Origin of the sequence: Myxococcus sp. CA040A (genome assembly GCF_013336725.1) — a bacterium.
Classification (GTDB): Bacteria; Myxococcota; Myxococcia; order Myxococcales; family Myxococcaceae; genus Myxococcus; species Myxococcus llanfairpwllgwyngyllgogerychwyrndrobwllllantysiliogogogochensis.
This window is the reverse complement of sequence record NZ_JABUMR010000002.1, coordinates 937,447-954,798: the sequence shown is the minus strand read 5'-3', so window position 1 is coordinate 954,798 and position 17,352 is coordinate 937,447. Positions and strand designations below refer to the sequence as shown.

Sequence of the window (17,352 nt, the reverse complement as noted above, 5' to 3'; positions counted from 1 at the left end):
CGGGGAAGGTGTGAATGCACCATGGCACATCGACCGTCATCACCCGCGTCCTCCAAGGCAAGCGCGAGGCACTGGATGACTTGCTGAGCTCGGCCGCCAACGCGCGGCGTGAGCTCTTCGCGGGAGTGCCCGGCCTGCACTTCGCGCGTTGGGCCCTCATCGACCTGGGGCCTCGGACCTCGGGAATGGGCCCCGCAGACCCCAGGCTCATCTTCGGCGCGGATGCAGTCCTCGACACGCGAGCCACGAAGCCGGACGTGCTGGACCGCGAGTTGCTCCATGCCCTGGTCCGCTGGCTGACGACGCTCCACGAGCGCGGCGCCGACGCCGCCCACCTGTTCGACGCCATCTACCGGAACTGCGCGGGTTATCCCGAGGCGGGACTGGCCGAGCCCGAGGCCGTGGAGGACTACCTCGTGGGCCACCGCGCGCCCGCCGTGACCCGGCACGTGGACTTCGCCTACCGCTTCCAATCTCCCGAGGACCTGCGCGCCTCCGTGGACGCCCTGCGCGCGGTGAACACGCACCTGGACATGCGGGCACCGCTGCTCGCGGAGACGCCCTGGCGGGGACGCCCCCGGGACATGCCGGACCTGCACCACGAACTGAGGGACGTCGCACGCGCCGCCGCGACGAACCTGGATGACCCGGGCTGGCGGGAGCGCCTGGCCACCGCGCGCGAATCGGCGGCGGTGTCCACGCTGGGCTACGCCTTCTATCGCTATGCCTGGGCGCTTCCCGGCATCTATCTGCTCAAGCTGCGAATGTGGCTGGGCGCGAGGAACCGGCCCGAGAGCGCGACCTCCTCGCAGGCGCATGCTTCGGAGTCCGCGCCCCCCATCCCTCCCATGAGCGACGCCATGGTGCAGAACCCCATGGTGCATGTCGCGCGCATCGTCGATGACCCGGGCGCGCTGGCCCTGGCGAGACTGGCGCTTCGCAGCGTGAACCTGCGCCTGCGACGGTACGTGGTGGGCCTCAACCACGTGCAGACCATCCACTGCGCGCGCTGGCTGGTGTACAGCGACGAGGACGGTCGGGGCCCGCACCACCTCATCTTCTTCAGCAACTACGACGACACCTGGGAGTCGTACATCGACGCGTTCGTCGACCACGCGGACGTGCGTGGCTTCCTGGAGCTCATCTGGAGTCGGACCGAAGGGTTCCCCGCGAAGTCGCGGGGCATCGACCCGACGATGCCCAAGCCACGTCTGCCCGTGGAGCCGTTCAAGGCCTGGCTGCGCGCGCACGAGGTCCCCACGCGAGTCTGGTACAGCGCCGCGCTCGACGGGACTCCACGCCAACGTCACTCCGTCCTGCTGCTGCACAACGCGCTCCGCCTGCGTGAACTGCTCACGCGCGAGCGCATGGACCAACCCGTGAAGGACAGAGGCGCTCGCCGCGCCCTGGCCGCGTTCCTGTCCAGGGGCGCGTGCGACCCCGGCCGTCCGCTGCTGCGCCCCATGGCCCTCGCCATCCACTCGATGTCCGCGCTGCTCGCCTCGCTTCGACACGGGCGGCGAGAGCCCCGGAGGAAACACCATGAGAACTTCCGAGCCGAGCCTTCCCACGTCGCCCCCATGGAGCACGCCCCCGCCTGAGCTTTCGACGCAGGTGGACCTTCATGATGTGCAGGGCGTGCTGCTGCATGGTTACCGGCACATGGGGGAACTCACCCTGCTCTTCCTTCGCATCGACGACGCTGACGGCTGTCGAAGGTGGCTGCGTGAGCTGACGAGCGATGGGACGCTGACCCAGGCGGACCGCACCGAGCACCCGAGCGACTCCACGCGTGACAAGACGCGCGTCAACGTGGCCCTGTCCCATGCGGGGCTCGTGGCGCTCGAAGTGCAGGAGGACGTCCTCGACTCCTTTCCCCATGAGCTGCGCGAAGGCATGGCCCTCAGGGCCCGGGAGCACCTGCGCGACGTGGAGGAGAATGACCCGGACCGCTGGACGCTCGGTGGGACGCGGCACGAAGGCGCGCTGCATGTCCTGCTGCTGCTCTATGCGTCGGACGCCGCCAACATGGAGCCGCTGCTTCGTGAACACCGCGAGCGGGCACAGCGCCACGGGCTGCGCGAAGTCTTCGCCCAGCGAGGCCAGCGACGCGCTCGCGAGGGAGATCCTCCGGGGTACTTCCGCGACCACTTCGGCTTCCTGGATGGCGTGTCGCAACCTCGGCTGGAGGGACTCGATGGATCCCCGGCGTACCCTCGCGACTACGACCGCCCCGTGAAGCGCGGGGAGTTCCTCCTGGGCCACGCCAATGAATACGGCGAATGGCCCCTGTCACCGCACGTCGCGGAGCACCTGCCTGGCGCAAGCGCACTGCCTCTCGTCCCGGGCCTTCCGGGCCGAAGGGACCTGGGACACAACGGGACCTTCCTCGTCCTGCGCAAGCTGGAGCAGGACGTGCCGGCCTTCGAGTCCTTTCTGGACGAGCAGGCCTCGCTCGCGCCGGAAGGAAGCCCCGAGGAGCGACGGGAGTGGGTGGCCTCGAAGCTGGTGGGGCGCAAGCGCGACGGTGCTCCTCTCGCCGCGCCGCGACGACATCGCTTGCTGCGCAGACTGCTTCCCTTCCTGTTCCAGAAGGACGGCACACCCGCGCGCGCGAGCGGCACTGGACGGCCCCAGCCCGACAACGACTTCCTCTATGCGCGGGATGATCCCCACGGGTACGGCTGCCCCATCACCGCTCACACGCGGCGATGCAACCCTCGGGACGCACTGCCTCCCTCGCCTCACGTGTCGAGCGACGTCACGCGGCGCCATCGACTCCTGCGGCGCGGCTTCAACTACGAGGACCCGGAGGGCAAGGGACTCCTGTTCATCGCCCTCAACGCGCACGTGGGCCGTCAGTTCGAACTTGTCCAGCGAAGCTGGGTGCACTTCGAACAGCTCGGAGGCATTGAGGGCGTTGAGGACCCACTCGCCGGAGACGGCGGCGGACGCCTGGTCATCCCCGCGGAGCCAGTCCGGCAATGCGCGACATCTCTGCGAAAATTCGTGACTACCCGGGGAGGCGGGTACTTTTTTCTGCCGAGCCTGAAAGCGCTCTCGTTCCTGGGCATGAAAGAGCGCGCGGCGGATGACGGAAGAGGGGTCCCCCGCTCGTGAAACCGCGTGGCTGTGGCAGACTTGTTCCTCAGGGGGTTCGACGGATCCATGAGGCGCGGCAGCACACGGGAGTCCGCAAATGGCGACGTGGAATGACCTCATCCAGGCGACGCCCCGGCAGGTGGGCGGCAAGTTCCAGGATGAAGGTTCGGTGGCGCTGCTGGAGGCGCTGCTGGGGACGGAGGGGGAGCAGTTGGTCCTCTTGGGCCATCTGCATCGGGAACCGCATCTGCTGAGGGAGGGGGCTTTTCACCAAGGCCGGATCCACCTGGAGACAGCGACGCGGCCCGAGTGCACCCGCGAGGCGCAGCTCGAGTTGCTCAAGTCCGCGAGTCACTGCTTCACGGAGGCGCTGGGCGCCGAGCGGGACACCGCGCGCGTCTCGTTGATCTCCCTGCACCTGGGGGTCTGCCGGCTGCTGCTGGGCAGTCCGAAGGACGCCAGGGAGTGGGCGGCGATGGCGAACCAGGCGGCGGTGGAGACGCTGAAGGACATCCTCACGGAGGCGACGGGTGAGCAGGGCTTCACGCGCAACCGCTACCTCGGGGGCGTGCTGAACTTCGTCATCTTCTTCACCAGCTCGGCGACGTTGGGCGCGGGCTACCTCGTCTGGGACCGAGTGATGAGCAAGCGGGCCGACAAGGTGCTGCGCCGGGCGCTGGCGCGCATGGAGCCGCTGGCTGGCTACATCGACTCGATTCGGGAGATGCGGCTGCGGCTGGGTGAGGCGGCCTCCAACGTGCCGCGCTACGTGGTGACGCACGCCGTGGACGACAGCCAATGCCTGTCACGCATCACCATCCGCGCCCTGGTGGGTGAAGGCGAGTCCGTGGACTTCAACGGACGAGAGACACGGCGGGTGTCGCGCACGGGGTCTGAGCGGATCACGACGGTCATCCGCTGAGCGTCGGGCGTCGCATGCATCGGTTGTGATGTGAACCGGTGCGACAGAACGAAGCATGGAACGTTGGAGAGGTACGGGACGTACCAATCCTACCCGCTCGAGGAATCTCCATGCCCGCTCACCGCGCTCCCCTCCTTTCCGCTCTCTTGCTCGTCACGATCTCCGGCTGTGTCCCTGGCCTCGCGACCTCCAACCCGACCTACTTCACCGGAGGGAAATGGAGCGCGCTGGACAAACCCTACGCGCTCACACCGCTGCTCGCGTGTGCCGAGTCGGCGGACAACAACGACAAGGTCATCCAAAACATCGAGGACTACGTCGCACCGGCGCTCTGGAGCGCCTACGGCCAGGACGTCTCCACCGCGAAGGTGAAGCGCTTGAAGGGGGACAGCGAGTGGTGCGAGGCCCTCCCGAACATCGCCACCGACAAGTTCACCGTCCCGCCGAGGATGAAGCAGGACCTTGCCCGGTACGTGAAGGAGGCCGGCGCCAAGGGCATCATCATCCCCGTCGCGACCCTCTATCGCTCTCCCATCCAACGGGAACTCCGGACCGAGGACGGGACGCCGTTCGCGAGCGTGGATACGGATCGCTTCACCGCCGACGGCACCGCGCTCTTCTATGTGCACTACATCAACGAGAGCGGAGAGCTGCTCCACACCGAGCGCGCGGGCAGCGGTGGCGACGGAGACTTCAATGATCGGCTCAAGTACATGCGTGACAGCGCGGCGGCGGTCGCCAAGAGGCTGACGCAGGGAGCGCCGCCGGTCGACTTCCAGTAGGGCCCGGCCCGGTCAACGCCACGGCATCGTCCATGAGCCGTGCCGAGACCATCATAGACAAGCGCTCAAGGCAGACCACTCCGGCCGCACCGTGCGAATTGTTCGACGCGCTGCTGGAGTTCGCCATCTCGCGCGGCATCTCGGCCAGGGCGAATAGCCAGACACTCGCGCGCGGGGACGCGTTCGTCAGCGAGAGGTCCTTGGATTGAAACGACGGGCCGAGCATGGCGTTCCTCATCCACGAGGACACCGCACCCGGCCCCACGGCGAATCCCCCTTCGCGCGCTCGACTACGGCGCGGGAGTGGACACCACGCACAGGTGGTACGAACCCGAGCGAACGCCACCCTTGAGGTCTCGCGCCGTCATCGTGACGCTACAGTTGTTGCAAGCGCCCGTGGGGACCGCCGACGGCGTGAAGTTCGACGACTGGCCCGTGGGCGAAGAGAAGGTCCCCGCGCAGGACGACGTCCACTGATACAGCACCGTCCCCAGGTCCGGGTCATGGACGTTGGCGCTCACCGCCGTGCTCTGGCCCAGCACCACCCTGCCCTCGCTCGCGGTCACCAAGAGGATGAGCGGCGGCGTGTTGAAGCTCACCTGGATGGTGACACTGCCGCCCACCTCCAGCTCCTCCGTGACCTCCACTGTCACTCGCGCCCGGCTGATGCCATTGCGCTGATCTCTCACCGTCAGCGTCAGCGTGACGGTCTGCGCGGACGAGGGCGCCGTCCACGTGGGGTTCGCGATGGTCGCGCTGCTCAGCGTTCCCGCGGAGGCGCTCCAGGAATACGAAACCAGGTCGTTAGGCACCGGGTCATGCGCCGTCGCGCCCAGGGTGAGCTGCCCACCGGCCTCCACCGTCGTGCCCGACACCGTCACCGAGTCGATGATGGGCGCATCGTTGTCCGTGTAGTGCCCCAACGTCATGTCATGGAGCGTGACGGCCACGAGCGCCGTCTCGCCTTCCACGATGGTGACCTCCGTCGCCTGCCCCTGGTACTGGAGCGAGTTGTTCGAGGCGTAGGCGGAGACCACGACGACCCGATTCGTCCCAGCGGGGATGCCAGCGATGGTGCCGCCCCAGGTGCTGCCCGTCTTCACCAGTTCCTGCTGGATGTCGGAAATGCCCAGGCCGGAGATGACCACCTGGATGCGAGTGACGCTGGACTCGCTCGCCGCGAACTCCTGCGTCCCGATGACCATCTGTACCGCCCCCGCGCCCGCGGGTAACTCCTCACCACAGCCAGCGACGAGCGCCAGCAACAACCCGACGACGGGAAGACGCTTCAAAAGGTGCATGACTGTTCCCCTCTCGCGCGAAAGCGAAGATTCGCTGATGTGGCGCGAGGACTTCGGGGCCCATCAAATACAAGACAACCCATACATCCAACTGGGGCAGGTCCGACACCTTTGCGCAGGGTTTGCGCACTTCGGGTGACTCAGAACGCTGCATTTCCCAAGACACCGAGCGGGTCATTCCAGAGGCCCCTGAGTGCCCGAGCCGGCACCTCACGGTGTTTCACGCGCCCGGCAAACCACGGGATTCCTGTCCGTGGACATACACACAGGGAGTGCGCCGGCACCCACCCTCGTGCTAGAGACATCGGCCGAACCGTCCACCTGGGAGTCTCTCTCCATGACCTCGGCTGTCCGAAACGTCCTCGCCCTCGCCCTGTTCTTCGCCTCCACGTCCGCCGTCGCCATCGAGCAGTGGGCCGACGGCCGCGCGGTGCTCCACTCCTGTGTCTACGCCAGCTCCTATGAGGCGGAGATCCGGATGTCGTACCGGAACTACACGCTGCCCTGGGGCACGTCCGTGTATCTCATCCACGGCTGGGGTGGACTCGACAACGGCGTCGCCATCGAGTGGGACAACACGCAGACGGTCTCCGCCCCCGCGTCCGCCCCGTGGACGTGGACCGTGACGGTCCGAAACACCATCTCCAACCGCACCACCCCCAAGTGGTACGAGCACTTCGACTACGTCTGGAAGGTCGTCCTGCCGAACGGCACCGAGTTCTACGAGAAGGGCAACGGCTCCACCTACGGCTACTACTCCGCCAACCTCCTGGACATCACCAACCGCCCCTGCACGTCGAACGGCACGTTCATCGGCACTCCGTTCGCGCTGACCATCACTTCCATCGAGAAGTGGTAGTCCGTCTGGCTTCACCGCGACACCTCCGGGCACGGCTGCTGTTGTGGGCCGCCGTGCTCGGCTGTACCTCGAAGCCCCCGCCGTATGCGCTCGATTGCGCGCTACCCACCGGGGACGTCGAGTCCCACTGCACCCGCCTCGTCGAGCATCAGCAAGTCAATCGGCTCGAACTCACGGGCGCGCGCGAGCTGGTGGTCACCGCCCTGTCCGCGACGCGCACCACCACGCGCCTGGTGGTGGATGCGACGCTCCAAGGCGGCTTTCGCAACCCCGCGGACCAGAACCTTTATCTGTTCCTGGGCGAGCCCACCGACGGCGCCCCCACGACGTATTCGCTGACGGCGGACCCGCAGTACGCCGCGGACCTGGGCTACCCGGTGCGCACCGCGCTGGAGCTGCCCCATCGACTGGACGTGCGCGTGGGCCTGATGGCGCCGCGCACGCAGGGCTATACGCCCCAGGTCTACGTGCGCGACACGGTCCGCGCGGACGCTGTGGGCCCCGACGCGGAGGTGCTCGTGCAGGTGGATGGCGCCCGGGTCCACGTGGAGGTGCCCCTGGAGCGCTACTACGCCCTCAAGGGTGTTCCCGTTCCTGGCACGCTCTCCGTCACCCTCGCCACCGCCCGCGACTACGTGGGCTTCGTGGACCACCTCACCGTCCCCTCCCTGGCCCCGGGCGACATGAGACTCGCCGCGACTCGCACCACGGAGCCCGTGCTCTACCCTTCGCTCAACGCGCGCGCCCACCGTTTCAAAGCTGTGACATTGCGCCGGGACGAGGCCGTCACCAGCGTCGAGCTCGAGATGGCCGCCCCCATCACCGACTGGGCCCAGACAAACCTCCAGTTCTTCTTCATCCCCCTGCCACCCACCGCACCACGCCAGGTCCTCCAGGACGCCGCGCACGCGGTGGACCTGCCCTATGCCTGGTCCTGGTACTGCGCCGTGTATTCCCCCCGCCGCGTCTTTTGCCGAGCCTCCGGGGGGCTCGACTTCTCCTACGACACCGCCTACGCCGAGCGCACCGAGCTGCCCACTCTCACCGGCGTCCGCTTTCGCGAGACGGCCCCGGGCCGCTACATCCTGGAGTCCCCCAACACCTCCGTGGGCGCGGGTCCCGAGGGCTTCGCGGTGATGCTCGCCGCGGGACGAGATGGCTTCGCCCCCACCGCGTTCTACGGCAAGCCTCCACCCGCCAGATGACAGACAATCTCACGAGCTGAGTCCAAGCCACGTCCCCGGTATCCATGAAGCAAACACTCACCTCGCGCCCTGTCCTGTTCGCCGCGCTCGCCCTGGCGGCGCTTTACGGGGCGGTGCTCATCGTGACCCGGCTGGATGTCTTCAGCATCGACGTCGCCGGACATCTCGCCAGTGGAATGGCGGTGCGCCGAGGATACTTCCACCAGTTCAATGACAGCGCCTTCCTGGGCTACGTCCAGAACCTCTTCTACCCGCCGCTCGAGGACCTGCTGTTGGGGGCGCTGCTCTGGCTTCCACTGGAGCCCATCACCACGTTCAAGCTGTTCCTGTCGCTGCTGGTGGCGGGCTACTTCGCGGGCGTGGGCGCCCTGGCACTCCGCTTCGAGCGGCCAGCGGTCCGCTGGCTGTTCGTCCTCGCCTCGGTGCTGCTCTTCTACACGCACAAGGCGGAGGGCTTCGCACAGGGCCTCTGCTTCCTGGACCTGTTCCGGGTGGGCATCACCAGTCAGTTCCTCGGCGCGGTGTTCTTCTTCGCGGTGACTGCCGAGCTGTACGGCACACCGCGACCACTGAGGCTGGCGTTGCTCCTGGCCGGAGTGGTCCTGTCACACCTCATCATGGGCCTGGCCTCGGGAGTGCTCGTGCTCCTGTCGCTGCCTCGGATTGTCAGGGTGCCTCGGCTCATGGGGGCGCTGGTGCTCGGCGCGGGACTGAGCGCGTTCTTCTGGCTGCCCTTCCTCGCCTACCGGGGGTTGATGGTCAGCAACCGCGTCATGGTCGAACAGACGGGCTGGAGCGTCGCGCTCGCGTGCCTGCCCGTGGCGCTGTTCGGCTGGACGCGCGGCATGCGCCTGCTCGCGGCCGGCACCGTGACGCTGCTCCTGCCCTCCCTCTTCGCGCGTGTCTTCGAGGACGCCGCGTGGCTGCCCTCGCTCCACTTCTACCGCTTCGACATCTGCGGCCTCGTGCTGGTCCCCGCCGTGGCGGCGGCGGTGCTGGACGCCCTGCCCGCGACGACGTCCCCGTGGAGAACCCGGCTGGTGCGCGGCGCCGCGCTCGTGGCCCTGGCGCTCGTGACCTGGCTCTTCCCGCTGCGGTCGGGTCTCACGCTGCCGGACAGGCTCGCGCAAGGAACTCGCTTCGAGCGCGAGGCCGCGCCCACCCTGGATGAGCGCTTCGGACGCCACTTCGTCCTGGAGTACCGACGGGCCTTCGACTTCGCGGTGGAGAGCTACCTGGGCGCGATGGACGAGGAGTTCAAAGGCCCCAAGGGCCTCTTCTGGGAGAGCAACACCGCCAACCATCTGGTCAGCTCGTACATGGCCACGCTCGTGGGGCGCCCCGTCATCCTCGACCACTTCTACTTCGGCAGCTTCACGTGCCCCTTCCAGCAGTGCGTGCTGGACCACTTCCTCGCGGACTTCAACGTCACCCGCTTCTCGGTGGACGCGCGGGTGCTGGCCGCGCGCCCCGTGGAGCCGGGCACTCCACTGGAGGCCATCACCGCCCGCGCCGCCTGCTACACGCGGACGCTGGAGTTGGGTGGAACCTCGCGCTTCCGGCTCGTGCCCGAGCCGTCGTTCTCGGTGAATGGCGCGCCCTTCCGCACCCTGCGAGTCGAACCTCGAGAGGACATCCCGGGCGGCCCCGCCCTCAACTCCGCCGTGGAAGTGCTTCCTCCGTCCGAGCTGATGCCCTTCGAGCGAGAGGAGCGGTTCTTCTACAACGCCTATTTCCATCCCATCGGCCCCGCCTGCGAGGCGCGCATCCACCTGCGACAGACGCTCGTGGGCGATGCGGAATGGCAGCCGTTGCACGACGCGCTCGCCCACGCGGGACCCTCTGTGAATCTGCCGCCCGCGCCCGTCTCGTTGCACAAGGAAGGGCGAGGAACCTATCGCCTGGAGCTTCCCGAAGGAGGCCCGCGACTCTTCAAGGTGAAGCTGGCGTGGTTTCCCGGCATGCGGCTGGTGGATGAGCAGGGCATCGAGCAGCCCCTCTTTCGCGCCTACCCGCATCTGCTCGGACTGGGACAAGGCACGCTGCGACTGGAGTACCGGCGACCGCCCATCCTCTGGGCGGGCTATGTCATCAGCGCGCTGTCCTGGGCGCTGCTCATAACCATTGCGGTCATGGCGCGGAGACAGTCAAGACACCCGTCCGCCTGACGCCCCGCGACGGCACACAAAGATTCGCAACGCTTTCGCGGGATTTAAAGACTTTGCACTGATGATATTGTTGAAGCGCGGTCCTTCACCCGAATCACATTCCAGGAGACGCGCATGGCGACGAACTTCATGGCAGCGACGATGCTCGGAGCTGGGTTGGTATTGATGGCCTGTGGTGGCCCCGCCGACATCGAGGACCCAGGTGGGGATTCGCTGGCCACGCAGGATGCGGCCCTGTCGGCCTCGCTCGCCTGCTCCCAGGACTTCAGCGGCGTCACCTGCACGGCGACCGTCACGGACGGCATTCCGCCGTTCACCTACTCCTGGACCCAGCAGCACTTCCTGTATGCGACGAACAGGACCTACACGTCCGGGCCGACTGCTGGCGGCGCCACCCGGCACTTCTCGTGTCCCGGGCCTGATGAAACCGGAACGTCCCTCTACGACTTGAGGGCCAGGGTGACGGTGACGGACTCCACGGGAGCTTCGGTGGGCACCGGCTACGGCCCGTACTTCTCCTGCTCCTGAGCCGTTCCGTCACACCCCGCCCCACACCCGGAGTCCGGGCTCTTTCAGGTTTTGCAGGGACTGAGCGTCAGACCCCACCGCCATAGTTCCAGGAGGAGGGAGATGGTGACGGCTCAAGCGTTGTTGGTGTTCGTTCCGGTGGTGCTCGCGCTCGTAGCGGCGGTGGCCATCCGGCGCCCGCGGCGGCGGACGCGGCGACTCAAGGTTCGCGAAGGGTACCCGCCGTACCCTTCGCCCACGGTGACTGGGTGAGCCGGGGCTCGGACTGACGCCCCGGCTCGTCCCGGACGAGCCCCTCCCCCGAGGTCGCTCGTCCCTTTCCGTCAATTCAGAAGTCCTTGATGCGGTCGACCAGGTCCTCGTGTTCGACGAACTGGTTGACGTTGCCCTGGATGTCCGCGACGCGCTGGTTGCGCGCGTGCTCCGCGGTGTCCACGACGTCCAGGTCATTCCACTCGCGCAGCACGGCCTCTTCCGCATCCGGGATGGGCTTGCTGTAGGTGGAGGAGAAATAGAACATCGCGCGCGCGACGTTGCCCTTGTGCGAGTCGGGCGGCTCGAACACCGTGCGCCCCTGCGCGTCGGTTCCGAACTTGGCGCCGTTCTCACTCCACTTCACGTTGACCACCTCGCCGAAGGGCCAGTTGCCCCGCTTCGAGTTGGCCTTGCTGTCGGTGGGGAACAGGTGGTGCAGGTCGCTCTTCGCGACGCCCGTGGCGCCCTTCGACTGGGGCCAGGTGTGCTCCACGTTCATGTCGGAGTTCTTGGGCAGCTTGCCGCCCTCGATTTCCCGGCCGGTGTACACGCACGCCACCTTGCCGTTCACCACATCGAGTTCGCCGAAGATGACCTTGCGCGCCTCGGTGTAGCTCTTCACGTGCTTGCCGGAGGACGACTCCTTGATGGCGCGAAGCAGCGCGGCGTCCCGGAGCCCCTCGAAGGGGTCATTGCCCTCCGACGGCGCCGGCGGGGTGGGCGCCTCCGTCCTGGCCGGGCCCTGCTTCGCGGCGGGCGCCTGCTCGAACGTATCCTTGAGGCCCAGGGCGGCGACGTTCCGCGCCTGGGGCGACGACACGTCTTGAGAGGGACGGGTCCCCACGCCAGCGGTGGATGAATTGACGAGCAGACGAGTCAGCGGGCGGGGGGAACCGACAACGGTCATGCCGGGGTTATCGACCGACCCATCCGGCAGTTGCGTTCCGTGACGACAAAAAATACGACTGTGACGGCAAGTCCCTGAGGAGGGGTGGCGGAGCTACACTCCGAGTCTCGCCCTCCCATTTCCGAGTGTCCCTTGGCCGAGCGTCCCACCATCCTCGTCGTCGATGATGATCCGCACCTGCGGGACATCGTCCGCTTCGCGTTGGAGCAAGGAGGCTTCCGGGTGGAGGAGGCCGCGGATGGACGGGCGGCGGTGGCGCAGGTCCAGCGTGCTCCCCCCGCGCTCATCGTCCTGGACATCATGATGCCGGAGATGGACGGGCTGGCGGTGTGCCGCGAGGTCCGCCGCGCGCACGAGTTGCCCATCGTCTTCCTCTCCTCGCGCGACGACGAGGTGGACCGCATCCTCGGCCTGGAGCTCGGCGGTGACGACTACCTCACCAAGCCCTTCAGTCCGCGCGAGCTGGTGGCGCGCGTGAAGGCGGTGCTGCGCCGCGCCCGGCCCGCTCCTGAAGCAGCCGCCACCTCGACGGCGCCCCAGCCGCTCTCGCGGGGGCCCTTGAAGCTGGACGAGGAGCGCTTTCGCGCCTGGTGGGGCGAGCAGGAGGTGGTGCTCACCGTGACGGAGTTCCACCTGCTCGCGGCGCTGCTGCGCGTGCCCGGCAAGGTGTTCACCCGCGACGAGGTGATGACCCGCGTCTATGACGACGGCGTGGTGAGTGACCGCACCATCGACAGCCACGTGCGTCGGGTGCGCCAGAAGTTCGCCGGAGTCGGCGGAGAAGTCATCGAGACGGTGCATGGCCTTGGCTATCGGCTCGCCATCCCCTAGGCCCCGCGCCAGGCCCCGGCTGTGGATGGTCTTCGCCTCGGTGGGGCTGGCGGGCTTCGTGCTCACGCTGGGCGGACTGTCCTTCGTGCGCGTCTACGACAACCAGCTCATCCGACAGACGGAGACGGAGCTGCTCACGCAGGGCGCCGTGGTCGCCGAGGTCTACCGGTCCATGCTGGCCGAGCAGGTGGGGACGCTCGACTACGGAAAGCCTCGCACCGCGAAGTGGCCCTTCCCCATTCCGAGCGACGACCAACTGCGGCCCGTCCTCCCTTCCCTCCGGGCCTCGGACGAGCCCTTACCGCCGGACGACCGCCCACCCCTTTCGCGCGTGCCAGGAGAACCCCTGGCCCAGGACGTGGGCCAGCGACTGCGTCCCCTGTTGGAGAACGTGAGGGCGGCCACGCTCGCGGGCATCCGCGTCGTCGACGTCAGGGGCGTGGTGGTGTCCAGCAGCAGCGCCGAGTTGATTGGCGCGACGCTGGGTGACCGGCTCGAAGTGCAGGAGGCGCTTCACGGCGTCCCCACCAGCGTGCTGCGTCGCCGCCACGCCGAGCCCGAGGACACGCCCCTCGCCTCCCTCAGTCGCGACACCGGCATCCGCGTCTTCGTGGCCCTGCCCGTCCTCCACGGTGAGCGCGTCTGGGGCGCGGTGGTGCTGGCGCGCACGCCCATGACGTTCGCCAAGGCCACGTATGCGGACCGATGGAATCTGACGGCCACGGGGCTGGTGTTGCTGGGCGCGGTGGCGCTGATGTCGCTCGCCGCCGCCGCGCTGCTGGGCCGTCCCGTGCGTGCGCTGGTGAGGCAGACGCGCGCCATCGCCGCGAGCGCGCCCGAGGGCTTCGAGCCCGTGGCCCGCCCCGTCGTCGCGGAGCTGGCCGAGCTGTCCGAATCCCTGGCCGGCATGGCCACCGCCCTGCGCGACAGGAACCAGTACATCCGATCCTTCGCCGCCAACGTGTCGCACGAGTTCAAGACGCCGCTGGCCTCCATCCAGGGCGCGGTGGAGCTGCTGCGCGACAGCGCCGAGGTGATGACGCCAGAGCAGCGCGCGCGCTTCCTCTCCAACATCGACGCCGATGCGAAGCGCCTCACCCGACTCGTGCAACGGCTGATGGAGCTGGCCCGCGCGGACTCGATGACTGCCCGCCCCGCGCGGGTGGAGTTGGCGCCCTTGCTGACGGCGCTCTCCACCCGGGCAGCCGCGGAGGGACTCGCGCGCGTCGACGTGGGGCCCGTGCCGGAGGGGCTCACCGTGAGCCTGCCCGCCGAGGTGATGGATGACGTGCTCTGGCAGCTCGTCACCAACGCGAGGCAGCACGGGGGCGAGGACGTCCAGGTGTCTCTGTCCGTGGAGACGAACGCCGAGGGGTCCGTTCGCGTCGTCGTGCGCGACACCGGCCGAGGCATCTCCGAGGCGAACCGGGCGCTCATCTTCGACGCCTTCTTCACCACGGCGCGTGAGCGCGGCGGCACGGGTCTGGGCCTCACCATCTCCCAGTCGATGCTGCGAGCGTTCGGCGCGGGACTGGAGCTGCTCCCGGCCCGCCCCGCGGAGTCGGGCGCGGCCTTCGCCGTGGCGGCGCCCCTGGTTCGTCGCTAGGTTGGGCAGGCCCATGAAAACCGTGGATGAATGGAAGGCGATGCTTCGCGCCGCGATGAAAGAGGCGCTTCGTGCTCGGAACGCACCTGCCTCGGCGGTGCTTCGTGAAGTGCTGGCGGCCCTCGACAACGCGGAAGCTCCCGATGTGAGCGGCGCTCCAGCGGCCGTGGATGGCGCCTTCGCGGGAAGTGCCGGTGGCCTGGGGAGTGGTGAAGTGGCCCGCCTGGCCCTGACGCCCGAAGCCGTGAACGCCGTCATTGAACGCGAGGTTCAAGAACGGCGGGACGCGGTGGCCCTCTACGTCAGCCTCGGCAGACACGACGAGGCCAACGCGTTGACGGCCCAGTTGAACGTGCTCCTGGAGCTTCAGCGGAAGTAGCTGTTGGAGATGTCCACCGAGTAGCCCAGCTCGAGCGTGGGCGAGGACGCGGCCACCAGGTACTGACGGAAGTGCAGCACCTTGCCCGGCAGGGGCGCGCTCTCCGCCACGGCGGCGGCTTCATCCACCTGCTCCAGGCTGCCACCCTCGCGGCGGTAGTTGAACACCGCGGGGAAGTGCGCACGGGCCCGCAGCTCCGCCACCGGCCACGAGACGCGGGGCAGCGCCAGCTTCAGCCGACCGGACAGGTGGAAGACGCCCAGCTCCCGCGCCAGCACCACTTCCAGCGCGCCGCCCGTCTCACCCAGCCGCGCCGGAGCGACCTTCAGCTTCAGCACGCCGTCCGTTGCCTCCTCCACCGGCACGGGCACCGCGTTGAGGGTGACACGCTCCAACTTGTGCCCTTCCGGCACCGTCAACTCCAGCGGCTGCTCGCGGTCCAGGCTCAGCGTGTAGCTGACGCGCAGCGAGGCACGCCCCTCCAGGGTGGACACCCACGTCGCGGTGGCCTCGGCGATGCGAGGCTCCATCGGCGGGCGCACCTGCGGCTTCATCGACTGCGACACCAGCGAGGCCGCGCGCCACCCCACCCGCAGCACGCCCTGCACGGGATAGACGGCGTAGCCCTCCCCCGAGGTCCGCAGCGGCTCCATCAGCGTGAAGACGGACGTGTCGGCCTCCAGCTCGAGCGGCACCGGAGAGGCCTGTGGTCCGAAGCGAAGCTGCGCGCGGCGCTCCGGCCCCGTGCCCGACGAGCGCACCGTGAGGCCCACCTCGAAGGCGTGACGCCCCGCCTTGCGCGTGAGCAGGCACAGGAAGCCGTCCACGACTCCCACCGTGGCGTCCTCCAGCGTGGGCAGCGCGGTGGGGTACGTGTCCGCGTCGAGCTGGAGCAGGCGCACCTGCGTCCAACGTCCGTCCGCGAGCACCTCCACCTGGAAGGTCGCTTCCACCTGGAGGGCGTCCGTCGACAGCCGGCCCTTGAGCTCACTCTTCACCAGGGCCTCGGTGGGAGGCGCGGGCACATCCGCCTGGCGCTGCGTGTACAGGGGAATGAGCTGCTCCAACGGCACGGTGGCGGTGCCCGCGGGAGAAGTCGAGGCCGCGGTGGCGCCCGTGGCCAGGGCCTCCGGGGCGAGCAGCATGAATCCGACGAGGAGAGAAAGGGTCCGCATGGTGGGCTCAGCTCGCTTCCGGGGTGACAGGGGTGGCGGCGGCCTCGCGAGGTGCGGCGCCGGGCTGGGACAAGTCGGAGAGGAAGGCCCGCACGCTGGCGCGGGTGGAGAGGACCATCAGTCCGAGCAGGCCGGCGAGAATCTCCAGCGTGTAGATGAGGCCGGTGTAGCCCTCCAGGATGACGGCGCCGGTGGGCACCAGGAGCGTGGCCGCCCAGAGGCCCGCCAGCACCGCCACGCGCTCCTTGGGGAACAGCCAGCGGGCATAGGCCACCACGGCCGCGCCCAGTCCCAGCGCGCTGAGGACGTACGCCCCATAGAAGTTCATGAAGGCGGCCAGGTACGCGAGGAGCACGAAGAAGAAGCCGTACACGGCGGCCAGCAGATACGCCTCATGCAGCGCGAGCTGTCGCTTGTGCCGCATGCCCAGCGCCGCGAGCAGCGCCACCAGGGCGAGGAACGGCACCCACGCGCGGCTCGCCATGCGGGACACCATGGAGTCGAACGTCTTCTCCGAGGGCAGGATGACGCCCAGATTGACGCCGGACTCCAGCGACTGGAAGGCCCAGTCCAGCGTCACGGTGTCGCTGCCCGTCTGCACGGACGAGGCGGACAGCACGCCTCCCGGATAGTCGTAGTTGTCGCCCCCCTCCACGGCGAAGTGCAGGCGGACGTCGCGCGCGGAGAGCGCCGGGTCCAACTTGTAGATGAAGGAGTCGAGCCCTCGGGCGCGGTAGCGGATGACGAAGCGGGCCGTGGCGCCCTTCGCGATGCGTCCCGTCCACACCAGCCGGTTGCCGGAATCACCCAGGTCCAGGCTGGCCTCCTGGCCATCCACGAGGAACTGGAGCTCCGACAGCAGCACCTGCGACTTGTCCATCTCCATGGGGAAGATGAACGCCACGTCGATGTCGTGGCCCTCGCGGTTGACCACCGCGTACTCCGCGCCCAGGTTGAAGTCGAAGCCGGAGAAGTAGCGCAGGCCGCGCTTGCGGTAGTTCATCTTCGCCAGCACCTCCACGTGCTGACGGTCGAAGGCCAGCGGCTTCAGCTCTGTGAAGATGGTGCCGCTGTGCACGAAGCGCAGCGAGGGCGCGGGTTGGACGACGGGAGCACCCCACCGGTCCTCCACGCCCGCCGCCAGCTCCGAGTTGGCGAAGTCCGCCCGGTCCGCCACCTGGCCGGCGATCACCGCCGTGGCGAAGATGACGATGACGAGACTGCCGAAGACGTGGTGGGCGACGAGCCACCGGAAGGCCCTTCGGATGGGGCCGTCGGACGTCCGCTGCGGACGCGGCGCGGAAACAGGGATGTTCATGGGCCCAGACTGGC

General features: G+C 68.3%; 16 protein-coding genes. 12 read left to right on the top strand and 4 right to left on the bottom strand.

The annotated features are described in order from the left end of the window. Nucleotides 1–14: 14 nt before the first annotated feature. The 4 genes from HUA75_RS10620 (at nt 15) to HUA75_RS10605 (ending at nt 4,806) form a co-directional block, all read left to right on the top strand. Nucleotides 15–1,601 (top strand): hypothetical protein, encoded by a 1,587-nt coding sequence (locus HUA75_RS10620; protein WP_174486301.1) that lies wholly within the window; start codon nt 15–17, stop codon nt 1,599–1,601. Continuing rightward, complete coding sequence (locus HUA75_RS10615; RefSeq protein ID WP_174486300.1) at nt 1,543–3,120, top strand: Dyp-type peroxidase domain-containing protein; 1,578 nt, start codon at nt 1,543–1,545, stop codon at nt 3,118–3,120. Before HUA75_RS10620 ends, HUA75_RS10615 begins: the two co-directional genes overlap by 59 nt. Nucleotides 3,121–3,199: 79 nt before the next feature. Next, complete coding sequence (locus tag HUA75_RS10610; protein WP_174456674.1) at nt 3,200–4,024, top strand: hypothetical protein; 825 nt, start codon at nt 3,200–3,202, stop codon at nt 4,022–4,024. Between the two features lie 110 nt (nt 4,025–4,134). Beyond that, nucleotides 4,135–4,806: a hypothetical protein gene (locus tag HUA75_RS10605; protein ID WP_174486299.1), complete on the top strand. Its 672-nt coding sequence runs from the start codon at nt 4,135–4,137 to the stop codon at nt 4,804–4,806. Between the two features lie 290 nt (nt 4,807–5,096). On the opposite strand, the gene HUA75_RS10595 is transcribed toward HUA75_RS10605, so the two are convergent. After that, on the bottom strand, nt 5,097–6,107 hold the full coding sequence (locus tag HUA75_RS10595; protein ID WP_174486297.1) for an Ig-like domain-containing protein: 1,011 nt from the start codon (nt 6,105–6,107) through the stop codon (nt 5,097–5,099). Between the two features lie 337 nt (nt 6,108–6,444). Between HUA75_RS10595 and HUA75_RS10590 the strand changes: the two genes are divergently transcribed. The 5 genes from HUA75_RS10590 to HUA75_RS10570 all read left to right on the top strand — a co-directional run bounded on the left by HUA75_RS10590 (nt 6,445) and on the right by HUA75_RS10570 (nt 11,119). Continuing rightward, nucleotides 6,445–6,966: a hypothetical protein gene (locus tag HUA75_RS10590; protein ID WP_174486296.1), complete on the top strand. Its 522-nt coding sequence runs from the start codon at nt 6,445–6,447 to the stop codon at nt 6,964–6,966. Then, nucleotides 6,960–8,171, top strand: coding sequence for a hypothetical protein (locus HUA75_RS10585; RefSeq protein ID WP_174486295.1), 1,212 nt, complete (start codon nt 6,960–6,962; stop codon nt 8,169–8,171). Before HUA75_RS10590 ends, HUA75_RS10585 begins: the two co-directional genes overlap by 7 nt. A gap of 44 nt (nt 8,172–8,215) precedes the next feature. Next, a complete protein-coding gene (locus HUA75_RS10580) occupies nt 8,216–10,339 on the top strand; it encodes a hypothetical protein (RefSeq protein ID WP_174486294.1) in 2,124 nt (707 codons plus the stop codon). A gap of 114 nt (nt 10,340–10,453) precedes the next feature. Further along, nucleotides 10,454–10,867, top strand: coding sequence for a hypothetical protein (locus HUA75_RS10575; RefSeq protein ID WP_141643753.1), 414 nt, complete (start codon nt 10,454–10,456; stop codon nt 10,865–10,867). Nucleotides 10,868–10,969: 102 nt separating this feature from the next. Then, entirely contained in the window at nt 10,970–11,119 is a 150-nt protein-coding gene (locus HUA75_RS10570; RefSeq protein ID WP_174462411.1) for a hypothetical protein, read from the top strand. Nucleotides 11,120–11,195: 76 nt separating this feature from the next. Here HUA75_RS10570 and HUA75_RS10565 read toward each other — a convergent pair whose 3' ends face one another. Next, nucleotides 11,196–12,029 carry an endonuclease I family protein gene (locus tag HUA75_RS10565; RefSeq protein ID WP_141643754.1) on the bottom strand — a complete coding sequence of 278 codons (834 nt, stop codon included), beginning with the start codon at nt 12,027–12,029 and terminating at the stop codon, nt 11,196–11,198. A gap of 132 nt (nt 12,030–12,161) precedes the next feature. On the opposite strand from HUA75_RS10565, the gene HUA75_RS10560 reads away from it, so the two are divergent. Genes HUA75_RS10560 through HUA75_RS10550 form a run of 3 tightly spaced genes read left to right on the top strand, consistent with a single transcriptional unit; the run spans nt 12,162 to nt 14,845 of the window. Next, nucleotides 12,162–12,860, top strand: a complete 699-nt coding sequence (locus HUA75_RS10560; protein ID WP_174465348.1) for a response regulator transcription factor — start codon at nt 12,162–12,164, stop codon at nt 12,858–12,860. Further along, nucleotides 12,829–14,466: a histidine kinase dimerization/phospho-acceptor domain-containing protein gene (locus HUA75_RS10555; RefSeq protein WP_174486293.1), complete on the top strand. Its 1,638-nt coding sequence runs from the start codon at nt 12,829–12,831 to the stop codon at nt 14,464–14,466. Before HUA75_RS10560 ends, HUA75_RS10555 begins: the two co-directional genes overlap by 32 nt. Nucleotides 14,467–14,479: 13 nt before the next feature. Beyond that, nucleotides 14,480–14,845, top strand: a complete 366-nt coding sequence (locus tag HUA75_RS10550) for a GatB/YqeY domain-containing protein (protein WP_174486292.1) — start codon at nt 14,480–14,482, stop codon at nt 14,843–14,845. Here HUA75_RS10550 and HUA75_RS10545 read toward each other — a convergent pair. Further along, on the bottom strand, nt 14,833–16,020 hold the full coding sequence (locus tag HUA75_RS10545) for a hypothetical protein (protein ID WP_174486291.1): 1,188 nt from the start codon (nt 16,018–16,020) through the stop codon (nt 14,833–14,835). The two genes, HUA75_RS10550 and HUA75_RS10545, sit on opposite strands and share 13 nt — an antisense overlap. Nucleotides 16,021–16,027: 7 nt before the next feature. Continuing rightward, complete coding sequence (locus HUA75_RS10540) at nt 16,028–17,338, bottom strand: hypothetical protein (RefSeq protein WP_174486290.1); 1,311 nt, start codon at nt 17,336–17,338, stop codon at nt 16,028–16,030. Nucleotides 17,339–17,352: the final 14 nt, after the last annotated feature.

What these genes read in the sequence shown, in the direction of transcription:
- HUA75_RS10620 (WP_174486301.1), top strand. Translation starts at nt 15, where the DNA reads ATGCACCATGGCACATCGACCGTCATCACCCGCGTCCTCCAAGGCAAG.
- HUA75_RS10615 (WP_174486300.1), top strand. Translation starts at nt 1,543, where the DNA reads ATGAGAACTTCCGAGCCGAGCCTTCCCACGTCGCCCCCATGGAGCACG.
- HUA75_RS10610 (WP_174456674.1), top strand. Translation starts at nt 3,200, where the DNA reads ATGGCGACGTGGAATGACCTCATCCAGGCGACGCCCCGGCAGGTGGGC.
- HUA75_RS10605 (WP_174486299.1), top strand. Translation starts at nt 4,135, where the DNA reads ATGCCCGCTCACCGCGCTCCCCTCCTTTCCGCTCTCTTGCTCGTCACG.
- HUA75_RS10595 (WP_174486297.1), bottom strand. Translation starts at nt 6,107, where the DNA reads ATGCACCTTTTGAAGCGTCTTCCCGTCGTCGGGTTGTTGCTGGCGCTC.
- HUA75_RS10590 (WP_174486296.1), top strand. Translation starts at nt 6,445, where the DNA reads ATGACCTCGGCTGTCCGAAACGTCCTCGCCCTCGCCCTGTTCTTCGCC.
- HUA75_RS10580 (WP_174486294.1), top strand. Translation starts at nt 8,216, where the DNA reads ATGAAGCAAACACTCACCTCGCGCCCTGTCCTGTTCGCCGCGCTCGCC.
- HUA75_RS10575 (WP_141643753.1), top strand. Translation starts at nt 10,454, where the DNA reads ATGGCGACGAACTTCATGGCAGCGACGATGCTCGGAGCTGGGTTGGTA.
- HUA75_RS10570 (WP_174462411.1), top strand. Translation starts at nt 10,970, where the DNA reads ATGGTGACGGCTCAAGCGTTGTTGGTGTTCGTTCCGGTGGTGCTCGCG.
- HUA75_RS10565 (WP_141643754.1), bottom strand. Translation starts at nt 12,029, where the DNA reads ATGACCGTTGTCGGTTCCCCCCGCCCGCTGACTCGTCTGCTCGTCAAT.
- HUA75_RS10555 (WP_174486293.1), top strand. Translation starts at nt 12,829, where the DNA reads ATGGCCTTGGCTATCGGCTCGCCATCCCCTAGGCCCCGCGCCAGGCCC.
- HUA75_RS10550 (WP_174486292.1), top strand. Translation starts at nt 14,480, where the DNA reads ATGAAAACCGTGGATGAATGGAAGGCGATGCTTCGCGCCGCGATGAAA.
- HUA75_RS10545 (WP_174486291.1), bottom strand. Translation starts at nt 16,020, where the DNA reads ATGCGGACCCTTTCTCTCCTCGTCGGATTCATGCTGCTCGCCCCGGAG.
- HUA75_RS10540 (WP_174486290.1), bottom strand. Translation starts at nt 17,338, where the DNA reads ATGAACATCCCTGTTTCCGCGCCGCGTCCGCAGCGGACGTCCGACGGC.